This window comes from Variovorax sp. LjRoot290 (genome assembly GCF_964253985.1).
Lineage (GTDB): Bacteria > Pseudomonadota > Gammaproteobacteria > Burkholderiales > Burkholderiaceae_C > Variovorax.
In genome coordinates this window covers 103017-114812 of record NZ_CAXURW020000002.1, presented here as the reverse complement: position 1 = coordinate 114812, position 11796 = coordinate 103017, and the positions used below count along the sequence as shown (strand labels likewise).

10 protein-coding genes and 1 pseudogene are annotated in these 11796 nt (G+C 67.0%); 8 read left to right on the top strand and 3 right to left on the bottom strand.

From position 1 onward, the window contains the following. Positions 1–224 precede the first annotated feature (224 nt). A pseudogene (locus ACSQ9A_RS29440) lies at positions 225–806 on the bottom strand (IS5 family transposase); the annotation flags it as partial. 165 nt (positions 807–971) lie between these two features. On the opposite strand from ACSQ9A_RS29440, the gene ACSQ9A_RS29435 reads away from it, so the two are divergent. After that, a complete protein-coding gene (locus tag ACSQ9A_RS29435; RefSeq protein ID WP_436306477.1) occupies positions 972–1355 on the top strand; it encodes an ArsR/SmtB family transcription factor in 384 nt (127 codons plus the stop codon). 10 nt (positions 1356–1365) lie between these two features. Next, positions 1366–1851, top strand: coding sequence for an SRPBCC family protein (locus tag ACSQ9A_RS29430; RefSeq protein WP_436306476.1), 486 nt, complete (start codon positions 1366–1368; stop codon positions 1849–1851). Positions 1852–2418: 567 nt separating this feature from the next. Here the strand turns inward: ACSQ9A_RS29430 and ACSQ9A_RS29425 are convergent. Next, on the bottom strand, positions 2419–3291 hold the full coding sequence (locus tag ACSQ9A_RS29425) for an MBL fold metallo-hydrolase (protein WP_436306475.1): 873 nt from the start codon (positions 3289–3291) through the stop codon (positions 2419–2421). A 70-nt stretch (positions 3292–3361) separates the two neighbouring features. On the opposite strand from ACSQ9A_RS29425, the gene ACSQ9A_RS29420 reads away from it, so the two are divergent. Next, positions 3362–4759, top strand: a complete 1398-nt coding sequence (locus ACSQ9A_RS29420) for an MmgE/PrpD family protein (protein WP_436306474.1) — start codon at positions 3362–3364, stop codon at positions 4757–4759. Positions 4760–4838: 79 nt separating this feature from the next. Here ACSQ9A_RS29420 and ACSQ9A_RS29415 read toward each other — a convergent pair whose 3' ends face one another. After that, on the bottom strand, positions 4839–5660 hold the full coding sequence (locus tag ACSQ9A_RS29415) for an IclR family transcriptional regulator (protein WP_436306473.1): 822 nt from the start codon (positions 5658–5660) through the stop codon (positions 4839–4841). A 257-nt stretch (positions 5661–5917) separates the two neighbouring features. Between ACSQ9A_RS29415 and ACSQ9A_RS29410 the strand changes: the two genes are divergently transcribed. From ACSQ9A_RS29410 to ACSQ9A_RS29390, 5 genes are all read left to right on the top strand, one after another. Then, positions 5918–7396, top strand: coding sequence for an FAD-binding oxidoreductase (locus ACSQ9A_RS29410; RefSeq protein WP_436306472.1), 1479 nt, complete (start codon positions 5918–5920; stop codon positions 7394–7396). A gap of 16 nt (positions 7397–7412) precedes the next feature. Beyond that, positions 7413–8771, top strand: a complete 1359-nt coding sequence (gene purB, locus ACSQ9A_RS29405; RefSeq protein WP_436306471.1) for an adenylosuccinate lyase — start codon at positions 7413–7415, stop codon at positions 8769–8771. Between the two features lie 62 nt (positions 8772–8833). After that, positions 8834–9826, top strand: coding sequence for a tripartite tricarboxylate transporter substrate binding protein (locus ACSQ9A_RS29400; protein WP_436306470.1), 993 nt, complete (start codon positions 8834–8836; stop codon positions 9824–9826). A 62-nt stretch (positions 9827–9888) separates the two neighbouring features. Continuing rightward, positions 9889–10758, top strand: a complete 870-nt coding sequence (locus ACSQ9A_RS29395; RefSeq protein WP_436307727.1) for a sulfurtransferase — start codon at positions 9889–9891, stop codon at positions 10756–10758. A gap of 44 nt (positions 10759–10802) precedes the next feature. Then, positions 10803–11783 (top strand): Bug family tripartite tricarboxylate transporter substrate binding protein, encoded by a 981-nt coding sequence (locus tag ACSQ9A_RS29390; protein ID WP_436306469.1) that lies wholly within the window; start codon positions 10803–10805, stop codon positions 11781–11783. Positions 11784–11796 lie beyond the last annotated feature (13 nt).

The following is an 11796-nucleotide window of genomic DNA, read 5'->3' as shown; positions in this document are numbered from 1 at the left end:
TCTCCGACACCGCAGGAACAATGACTCGCTGGTGCTGGCTGATGGCAAGAACGGCGAATGGACGCCGCATGACCTGCGCCGAGCCGCCTTCACGATGAGGCAGGCGCTGCGCGTCAGCCCGGACGTGATTGATCGCTGCCAGAACCACGTGTTGCCAGGCAGCAAAGTGCGCAGGCACTATCTGCATCATGACTACGCCGAAGAAAAGCGTGAGGCATGGCAGCGACTTGGTTAGCGCTGTCCACGCCGATGTGCATCTTCATGCCGAAGAACCATTGCTGGCCCTTGCGCGTCTGTTGCATCTCGGGATCGCGCGCCTTGTCGGCGTTCTTCGTCGAGCTGGGCGCACCGATGATGGTGGCGTCCACGATGGTGCCCGTGCCCACCTTCAGGCCCCGGGCCTGCAGCACCTGGCCGACCGTGGCAAACAGCCGCTCGCCCAGTTGATGCTTCTCCAGCAGACGACGAAACTTCAGCAACGTCGTGCCGTCGGGCACGCGCTCTCGGCCCAGATCAATGCCCACGAAGTCGCGTAGTGCCGTGCTGTCCAGCAGCGCCTCTTCACAAGCCTCATTGGCCAGGTTGAACCAGTGCTGCACGAAGTACATCCGCAGCATGCGCTCCAGGCCCATTGGTGGGCGGCCGTTGCCGGCCTTCGGGTAGTGCGGTTCGATCACCTCGCACAGTGCGTGCCAGGGAACGATCTCGTTCATCGTCGCAAGGAACACATCGCGCTTGGTTGCTCGGCGGTACTGTTCGAATCCGGCACCTTGACCGGCTGCTGCGGCAAGGGTTTGTTGCTTCATCCAGCTACAACGCAACGACGCAAGGGTGGTGGACTTTTTTTAATTCCGAAGCTACGGGCCTGGGGATCGCCGAGTCGATTGAATCTGCATCAAGATGGGGTCGATTTGGGGAAGGCGGCCGGCAGCGCAGCGCGCGCTCGGCCTCCCCTTGCATGCCGCCAATCCGTGTGTATACTGAACTGTGTGGTTCAGTATAGGCGGGCCCGCTTCGATGCCTCGTTCGCCGCGCTCTCGGACGCCACCCGACGCGGCGTTCTGGAGCAGCTCGGCGGTGCGGACGCTTCAATCACGGACCTTGCCGAGAAGTTCCACATGACCCTCACGGGCGTGAAGAAGCATGTCGGCGTCTTGGAGCAGGCGGGGCTCGTCACCACGGAGAAGGTCGGGCGCGTGCGGACCTGCAAGCTCGGCCTGCGCCGACTTGAGGAAGAGGCGGCATGGATCGAGAGGTACCACCAGCTCTGGGACGCCCGCTTCGACGAGCTGGACAAGGTTGTCGAGGAACTGAAACGGAAGGAGAAGGTCGATGGACGCAAGAAGAGAGAGTGAGCCTACCCTCATGAAGAACCGCACGACAGTGGAACGGAAATCCGAGCGTGAGCTAGTCGTTACGCGAACCTTCAACGGCCCGGCGCGCATCGTGTTCGAGGCGTGGACCAAGCCCGAGCTGCTCAAGCGGTGGTGGGCACCGAAGTCGACAGGCGTGTCCCTGCTTTCCTGCGAGGCGGATGTTCGTGTCGGGGGCAGGTACCGTTTCGAGTTCGGCCACGAAGCCTCAAAGCCTATGGCGTTCTTCGGTAGGTATATCGAAGTGACACCGCACTCGCGCCTCGTCTGGACCAATGACGAAAGTGACGATGGTGCCGTCACCACGGTGACCTTCGAGGAAAAAGGTGGCAAGACGCTGCTGGTCTTGCATGAACTCTATCCCTCGAAGGATGCTCTCGACGGTGCCATCGTCGGGATGGAGGGCGGGATGCCCGAGCAGTTCGAGCAATTGGACGAGCTTCTCGTCACCTTGAGCGCGAGCGCGGGACGGTCATGAAGTCGTCGATCTCGCGGTGGGCCGCTTGGCTCACCGCCGGCGGTGGGACCGTGTTTGACGGTCCGCGCGAAGTGCCGGGCGGCGGGTTGAGCCATCGCAAGCTGGTGCATGACAGCTATCAATGTCCCAAGTGGTTGGAATATGAGTGCGTCCACAATGGGCGCCCAGCGCCCCTGCGCGGGCACCCATGGCGCCCAATCGCCTCGAAATCGCTCCTCTCCGGCCCTCAATCCCGCAATGCGCAAACCCCTCGCCGATGAACCAATCAAATCGGCGGCTTTTTCAGCGTTGCCTTAGACAGGAGCCGCGGAGCCGCGGCAATTGGGCCGCAGCGACGCCACCACGGGTATACCTGGCAGCGTGAAGCCCACTCGGCCGCGGCGCAGTCGCTGCGTGTCCGACAGCCTGGTGCGCAGTGAGCGTTTTCAGACTCAATGCGCGGGGGGGCCGAGCCGTTGCAGCATAGCTACGTCAATAGCATTCGTTTCGGCCAAGGGCGTACGCGAGATCGGGGCGAAGACGCAATCGAATACCGCCCCCCCAAGTCCTTCTGCCGCCAACGCGTGTTCACAACCGGTCCACGGGAATCTTCAGATAGGCGGTGCCGTTGGCATCCGAAGGCGGCATGCGGCCGCCGCGCATGTTGACCTGCACCGACGGCAGCATCAGCGTCGGCAAAGCCAGCGTGGCGTCGCGAGCTTGGCGGCGCGCAACGAATACCGCCTCGAGTACGCCGTCGCGCACATGGATGTTGTCAGCGCGCTGTTGTGCGACAGAGGTGATGCAGGTTGCCTCGCGGTGCGCGGGCGGGTAGTCGTGGCAAAGGTAGAGCACTGTCTTCAGCGGCAGCGTCAATAGGCGGCGGATCGAACGGAACAAGGTGGGCGCGTCGCCGCCTGGGAAATCGCAGCGGGCCGTGCCCACGTCGGGCATGAACAAGGTGTCGCCCACAAAGACGGCATCCGGGCCGCCCCCGGGATCCGAGATGCGATACGCCACGTCAGCTGGCGTATGACCAGGCACATGCATCGCCTGAGCCTGCAGTCGGCCGATGGAGAAGACCTCGCCATCGGCGAACAGCCGGTTGAACTGCGAGCCGTCCACAGCCATGTCGTCGGCGTTGAAGACACCGCGGAATTCACGTTGCACCTCGGTGATGCCCGCGCCGATCGCCAGCGCGCCGCCGAAGCGCCGCTGCAGCCAGGGCGCGCCGGACAGGTGATCCGCATGGGCATGCGTCTCAAGGAGCCACTGCACCCGCAGGCCGTGCGCATCGATGTGCGCGGCAACGGTCTCGACCGGACGCGAATGGGTGCGACCGGAATTCTGGTCGAAGCCCAGCACCGGGTCGACGACGGCACAGACGCCAGCGCCGTCGTCGACCACATGGGAAAACGTGGCGGTGGACGTATCGAAGAAGGATTGAATGGAGAGGCTCATGGAAGTCTCAGCAAGAAGCAGTATTTTATATAATGATATCTATTTCATTCAATAAAATATGGTGATCGCCGTGACCACAGCTTCCGCCAACGCGGCCCTGCCCGAATCCACTCTGGTGGCGCACCTGTTCGATCAGGCGGCGCAGCCGTTGCGGGCAGTTGCGCGCGCGCGACTGGCGCAGGCACTGCTGGACTGGTTCACCGCCGGCTGGTCGGCTCGGGACTTGCCGGCCGCCGCGACGCTGCGCGGCCTGGGACAGACGCTGATGCCCGGCGCGGGCCAAGCGGCGCTGTTCGGAACCAACGCCGCGTGCGCGACACCGCTGGCCGCTGGCTTCGTCAACGCCGGCATCACGCACCTTCGCGAAATCGACGACGCCCACCGTGCGGCGATGCTGCATCCGGGCGTGGTCGCCATCACGCCTGTGCTGGCGCTGGCGTCTTCCCTCAGGCTGACGCGCGAACGCGCCGCACGGGCCATCGTGGCCGGTTACGAAGTCGCACTGCGTTTGGGCGAGGCCTTGGGCGCGCGCCACGCAGGCCTGTTTCACGCGACCGCCACGGCCGGCACCGTCGGCGCAGCCGCTGCGGCCGGCATGGCGATGGGACTGGATGCTCCACGGCTGCACCATGCGCTGGGCATCGCCGCCACGCAGGCGGCCGGCCTCTGGCAACTGGTGGACGACGATGCGCACGAATCCAAGTCGCTGCACCCCGCGTTCGCCGTGCGTAACGGCATGACGGCAGCATACGCCGCTCAGGTCGGCCTGCCGGGCGCGCGAGCCTTCTTTACCGGGCGGCGCGGCATGTACGCCGCGCTCGCGGGCGAAGGGCCATTGGCCTCAGTGGATGGGGGGCTGGACGCGCCCGAGCGGCTGCATACAGCCAGCATCAAGGCCTGGCCGGCATGCGCGATGCTTTTCACGCCGCTCGACGCCACGCGCGCGCTCATCGAGGAGCACGCCATCAGCGCCGCCGACGTGCAGTCGATGAAGATCGAGATCTTCCCGCACGCGCTCAAGATCGCTGGTGTGCAGTGGCCCGTCAAGCCGGCCGAGGCTAGCTTCTGCCTGCGCTACGTGCTGGCGGTGCTGCTGCAAAAAGGCGCGCTCGGCATCGCCGACACCGAGGCGCCCGACATCGACAACCCGACGCTGCGTGCGCTAGCCGCGCGCATGTGGGTGCTGCCGAAGGACGAGTTCCAAGAGGCCTTTCCACAGCGCCGCCCAAGCCGGGTGACCATCACGCTGCACGATGGAAGGCAGCTCGCGGCCTACCGTGAACTGCGCCGCGGCGATCCCGAAGACCCCTACACGTGGGCCGGCCTGCAGCAACGCATGCGCATCTTCGTGCCCGCGATGAACGATGCGCAGGCCGCCGCGCTGGGGGCTTGGTGCGAGAGGTTCACGGATGCAGCGCAGGACGCAGCGCCCTTCGCGCCGGCCAGCGCGCTGTTCGGCGCAACCTAGCGTCTGCCGCTTCATGCCTGGAAGGCGAAACCGGCACAACGGCTGACCCGTCGGGGCATGCGCGCCCCGCCCGCTGCGGCTAGCGGTGCCAGTCCCGGGGCGGACGGCTGCTGAAGCCCTGCTGCACCAAGGCTTGTTGCGCGATCTGCACGGCCTTGCGCTGGGCCGCCGCGCTCTGCCGTTGCGCGATACCGATCACGACCAGCGCGCCCTGGAAGACTCCATCGCTGTCGAACACCGGCACGGCCACCGACGCGATCTGCGGCACGCGTTCCTCGCGAGTGATGGCAAAGCCGTCGCGCGCTATGGCCGCCGCCTGGGGCGTGCTGCCACCCGTGAAATAGCGCAGCACATGCGACGACGAGCCGCCAGCCGAAAGCTTGAGCCGCGCGCCCACTTCCACATGGTGGCGCACCTCGTTGCTGCTGTTCTCGCGGTAGAGGCAGACGCGTTCATCGCCATCGCGCACGTAGAAGGCCACCGTCTCGCCTGTCTGCCGCATCACCTCCTGCAGGACCGGCTGCAGCCGTGTCCCGATATCGAAGGTGCGCCGGTAAAGCATGCCCATGTGCAGCAGCGCCGGGCCGGGCGCGTAGGCGCCGTCGTCGAAGCGGTGGACCATGCGGGCTCGCACCAGCACACCGAGCAGCCGCAGCAGCGTGGCCTTGTCCAGGCCCGTGCATTCGGCCAGCTCGCGCAGTTTCAGGCGCAACCGGTCCTCGGTGAAGCATTCGAGGATCGACAGGCCGCGCTCGAGCACGCCGGAGGGCGGCTGCGGCGCACTGGCCTCCACCTCGGATGCCGGCGCTTTCGCGAGCGAGGCGACGTTCGATGCACGCCGTGCCGTCTTGCGAGCCGGGCTCAGGTCCGATGTCTTTTTCGAAGGTGGGGTGGATCTCATGGGTGCAGATTGTGTTCGATCGTCGCATCGGTGCGGGCACGGTTGACAGTGCCGGGCACGCTCACTAGAATTTTGTTTATTGAACTATATTTCAATCAATGAAATACTTCAAATCATAGATGAGCCATCCCTGCACGATGGAGCAGGGCCGCCCTGCTCCATCGTGCAGGGTTGCCGAGAAGCGTTTTTAGAGACGGAGACATCGGGTGTTTTTCTCGCGCCAGGACGATCGGCGCGTAGAGGCACCCGCCTTCTGCATGACCGCGACCATCGCCATTCCCGCCGCCCCTGTCACCGACACGCTGGCCGAGACGCTGTCCGATATCGTGGGCGCCGCCCACGTGTTGACGGCCGCCACCGACATGGCCCGCTACGAGGCCGAGTGGCGCCGCACCTACCCCGGCGCCGCACGCGCCGTGGTGCGGCCGGCCAGCACCGACGAGGTGTCGCGCGTGGTCGCGGCCTGCGCGGCCGCGGGCGTGTCCATCGTGCCGCAGGGCGGCAACACCGGCCTCGTCGGTGGCTCTACGCCCGACGATTCGAGGACCGAGGTGGTGCTGAGCCTCGAGCGCATGCGCGCCGTTCGCCGCGCGGATCCGCTGGACAACACGCTCACGGTCGAGGCCGGCTGCACCGTGCTCGAGGCGCAGGCGGCGGCCGAGGCGGCGGGCCGCCTGTTCCCGCTCTCTCTGGCATCCGAAGGCAGTGCCACGGTGGGCGGCGTGGTCTCCACCAACGCGGGCGGCGAGCAGGTCCTGCGCTACGGCAACACGCGCGAGCTGGTGCTGGGCCTGGAAGTGGTGCTGGCCGATGCCCGCGTGCTCGATCTGCTGGGTGCGCTGCGCAAGGACAACACGGGCTACGACCTGAAGCAGCTCTTCATCGGCGGCGAAGGCACGCTGGGCATCGTGACCGCCGTCACCTTCAAGCTCTTTTCGCGGCCGCGCCAGGTGGTCACGGCCTGGGTCGCGGTGCGCGACCCGCAGGCCGCGGTGGTGCTGCTGTCGCGACTGACCGATGCGGTGGGCGAGCGCGTGACCGCGTTCGAGCTGATCGGCGAAGGCCCGCTGGGCCTGGTGCTCCGGCACGCCACGGCAGGCATGCGCGCACCGCTTGGCGGCGTGACGCCGTGGTCGGTCCTGCTCGACGTGTCCGAAGTCTCCGCGAGCCTGGACCTGCAGCCAGCGGTGGAGGACGTGCTGGGTGCCGTAATGCATGACGGGCTGGTGCTGGATGCCGCGCTCGCCGCCTCCGACAGCCAGGCCCATGCCTTCTGGGCGCTGCGCGAGCACGTCCCCGAGGCCCAGCGGCTGGAAGGCCCGTCGATCAAGCACGACATCTCCGTGGCCATCTCGCGCATTCCCGATTTCATCGCCGAGGCCGGCGCGGCGCTGCAGCAGCTGATGCCCGGCATTCGCATCGTCTGCTTCGGCCACGTGGGCGACGGCAACCTGCACTACAACCAGAGCAAGCCTGCCGGCATGGCCGATGCCGATTTCCGTTCGCACGAGGAGGCGGTGCACGGCGTCGTGCATGCCACCGCTGCGCGGCTGGGCGGCTCCATCTCCGCGGAGCACGGCATCGGGCGGCAAAAGCAAGCGGCCTTCATGCACTACAAGAGCCCGGTCGCGCTGGCCGCGATGGCGCAAATCAAACGTGCGCTGGACCCGGCCAACACCTTCAACCCAGGCCGCATGCTGCCGCGCGCGTTGCTGGACTCCCTCACCTCTCGCTAATACCCACAGGACTTCCATGCCCGTTTCCGTCTTCGACATGCAATCGCTTCAGCACCTTTGGGGCACCGATGAACTGCGCACCATCTTCGGCGAGGAGAACCGCATCCAGAAGTGGCTCGACTTCGAAGCCGCGCTGGCGTCCGCACAGGCCGAGCTGGGCATCATCCCGGCAGCCGCCGCGAAGGAGATCGCGAGCAAGGCCAAGGTCGAGAACATCGACATCGCCGCGATGTCGGCCGAGATCCGCCGCATCAAGCATTCACTGGTACCAGCACTCAAGCAATTGCAGGCCGCCTGCTCCAGGGAGAACGGCGAATGGGTGCACTACGGCGCCACCACACAGGACGTGGTCGATACCGGCGTGGCACTGCAGCTCAAGGAATTCCACGCCGTGGCGATGCGCGACCTGCAGGCCGTGGGCAAGGAACTCAGCCGCCTGGCCGTGGCCCACCGCGACACGCCCATGGCGGGCCGCACGCACGGCGTGCAGGCGCTGCCGATCACCTTTGGCCACAAGTGTGCGCTGTGGCTCGACGAGCTCGGCCGCCACCACGAGCGCCTGGTGCAGGCCGCACCGCGCGTCCTGGTCGGCATGCTCGCCGGTGCGGTGGGCAGCCAGGCTTCGCTGGGCCCGAAGGCGATCGAGCTCGAGGCCCTGCTGCTGCAGAAGCTCGGCCTGGGCGTGCCCACGATCAGCTGGGCACCGGCGCGCGACCGCTTCACCGAATACACGAGCCTGCTCGCCATGGTGGGCAGCACGCTGTCGAAGATCGGCAACGAGCTCTTCAACATGCAGCGCAACGAGTTCGGCGAAGTCGAGGAAGGTTTCTCTGAAGGGAAGCTCGGCTCGTCCACCATGCCGCACAAGCGCAACCCGACCTCCGCCGAGAACCTGGCGGGCCTGTCCAGGCCGCTGCGCTACAACGCCGCAATGATGGTCGAGGGCATGGTGCAGGAGGGCGAGCGCGACGGCATCGCCTGGAAGATGGAATGGAAGGCCTTGCCCGAGTGCTGCATGATCGCCGGCGCCATGCTGTTCCAGGCCAGGAACCTGCTGGCGGGCCTGAAGGTGAATGCCGACGTGATGGCCATCAACCTCGACAGGATGCGCGGCTACCTGCTGTCGGAACGCGTGATGCTGGAACTGTCGGAGCGCGTCGGCAAGCAGACCGCGCACGAATGGATCTACGAGGCCTCGATGCACGGCATCACGCAGAAGCTGACGTTCGCCGACGCGATGCGCGAGCACGCGGGCCTCGGCAAGCTGCTGACCGACGACGAGATCCGCGACATGACGGATCCCGCGGCCTATCTGGGCCAGTGCGGCGCCTCGGTCGACCGTGTCGTGGCCGCGCAGGCGGCCTGGCTCCGCTGAATTGCATCCCCACGGGTGCGCACAGCGCCTCCCCGCTCACGAACAAACAAAGGAGACATGACATGCACACCCTCGTCCCGAGCCGCCGCCGTCTGTGCGTCCTCGCGTTGGCCGGCGCCGGCATGCTGGCCCTGGCCGCGCCCGCCGCCCAGGCGGCCTACCCCGAGCAGCCCCTCAAGCTCGTGGTGGGTTTTCCGCCCGGCGGCGGCGGCGACCTGTACGGCCGGTTGATCGCCAACGCCATGGGCAAGACGCTCGGGCAGGCCGTGGTCGTCGACAACCGCGCCGGCGCCGGCGGCAACATTGCCGCCGACATCGTTGCCAAGGCCAGGCCCGATGGCTACACCCTCTTGCTGGCCATGAGCGGCAACCTGGCGGTCTCGCCCGCCATGAAGGCGCAGAGCATTCCCTACAAGGTGCCCGACGACTTCACGGCGATCGGGCTGATCCTGGAGGCGCCGCACGGCCTGTTCGTCAGCCAAGGTTCGCGCTTCAAGACGGCGCGCGACCTGCTCGATGCCGCGAAGACGCAGAAGCTGAGCTTCGCCTCCACCGGCACTGGCGGCGCCGCACACATCGGCATGGAAATGGTCAAGCAGAAGGCCGGCGTGGAGATGCTGCACGTGCCCTACAAGGGGTCGGGCCCGGCCATCACCGACATGATGGGCGGCCAGGTCGACAGCTTCTTCGCCACCGCATCCCCGCTGGTCGGCCAGGTGCGCCAGGGCCAGCTGCGGCTGCTGGCGATCACCGGAGAAAAGCGCAACCCGGCGATCCCCGAGGTGCCGACCTTCAGGGAGCTTGGGGTGAACGTGCCGGTGACGCAGTGGTACGGCCTGGTGGCGCCCGCCGGCACGCCGCAGGCGGTGGTGAAGCTGCTGTCCGATCACCTCGGCCGCGCACTGGCGACGCCGGAGGTGCGCGATGCCATTCGCAAGGACGCCGCCATCGAGCGCGACCTGCCGATGGATGGCTTTCGAAACTTCATCGTGGAGGACATCACGCGCTACAAGGCGGCGATCACGCCTGCGCTGATGAAGGAAGTCTCCCAATGAACCATCGCCAGCCGCACCCCCTGTTCGCTGCGCGCCATGGACGCCCTCCCCGATTCCAGGAAATGAACCACATGACCTACGACACCCTCATCTCCGCCGAGCAACTGGCCGACGCGCAACGCAGTGCGCATCCCCCACTGGTGCTGGACTGCAGCTTCGAACTGACCAAGCTCGACGCCGGCCAGCAGGCCTACGACGCGGGGCACATCCCCGGAGCGGTCTACCTCCATCTGGAACATGCCCTCTCGGCCGAGAAGACCGGCCGCAACGGCCGCCATCCGCTGCCCACCCGCGAAGCCTTCGCCCGCACCATGGCCGCGATCGGCGTGGCCGGCGACACCCAGGTCGTGGCGTACGACAACGCGGGCGGCATGTATGCAGCGCGCCTCTGGTGGATGCTGCGCTGGGCCGGGCACCGCGCCGTGGTCGTGCTCGACGGAGGCATCGCGGCCTGGAAGGCCGCGGGCCATGCGGTGTCAACCGAGGCGACATCCGCGCGGGCGCCCGGCAACTTCGCGTTGCGCGAACCGCTGGTCACGACCTTTTCCTACGACCAGGTGAAAGCCAACATCGACAGTCGGCGCAAGCTTGTGCTCGACGCCCGCGCACCCGACCGCTTCCGAGGCGAGAACGAAACGATCGATCCGGTCGGTGGCCACATTCCCGGCGCGAAGAACCGCCTGTTCAAGGACAACCTGGACGCCGACGGCCGCTTCAAGCCCGCCCACCAGCTGCGCGCCGAGTTCGACGCCATCACCGGCGGCAGGCCCGCCACAGACCTGGTAAACCAGTGCGGCTCGGGTGTCACCGCCTGCCACAACCTGCTGGCCATGGAAGTGGCGGGCCTGAAGGGCGCGGCGCTGTACCCCGGATCGTGGAGCGAATGGAGCGCACAGCCCGGCGCGCCGATCGCAACAGGACCGGCAGCCTGACGAGGCCGGCTGCATCCCCTGATCGCCCATTCGGAGACACCCTCGTGCCAACACCAAGACGCCATTTCCTGCGCCGCTCGGCGGCCCTGCTCGCCGTGGCGGGCTTCACGGCCCTGACGGGCATCGCCCACGCTGCCTACCCCGAGCAGCCGATCAAGCTGGTCGTGGGGTTTCCGCCCGGCGGCGGCGGCGACCTCTACGGCCGCGTCATCGCCAATGCGCTCGGCAAACACATCGGCCAGGCGGTGATCGTGGACAACAGGGCGGGCGCCGGCGGGAACATCGCGGCCGAGACCGTGGCGCGCGCCCGGCCCGACGGCTACACGCTGATCCTCGCCATGAGCGGCAATCTGGGCAGCGCGCCCGCGATTCGCGGCAACCTGCCCTACAAGGTGCCTCAAGACTTCGTGCCCATTGCCCAGCTGGTCGAGACGCCCTTCGGCCTGATGGTGAGCGGCAACTCGAAGATCGAGACCATGAAGGACTACGTGGCCGAGGCCAAGGCGGGCAAGCTCACCTACGCTTCGACCGGCACCGGCGGCGCGGCGCAGATCGTGATGGAGATGGTCAAGCAGCAGGCCAGCCTGGACATCCTGCACATCCCCTACAAGGGCTCGGGTCCCGCGCTCAACGACCTGTTCGGCGGCCAGGTGGCGAGCTTCTTCGCGCCCTACACGCCGCTGATGGGGCAGATCACCGGCGGCAAGCTCAGGCTGCTGGCCGTGAGCAGCCCGCGCCGCGTGCCCTCGCTGCCGGACGTGCCCACGCTCAAGGAGTCGGGCATCGACGTCGTGATGACGCAGTGGTATGGCCTGGCCGCTCCGGCCGGCACGCCCAGGGAGGTAGTCGACACCATCGGCCGCGCCGTCAAGGAAGCCATGAAGGATCCGGAAGTGCTCAAGGTCTACCGCGCCGATGGTGCGCGGGAAGCCACGCTGACCGGCGACCAGTTCCGCGATTTCATCGTCAAGGACGTTGCGAACTACAGGCGCGCCGTCGAGCGCGGTGGATTGAAGGCCGAGTAGCAAGCATCCGCAC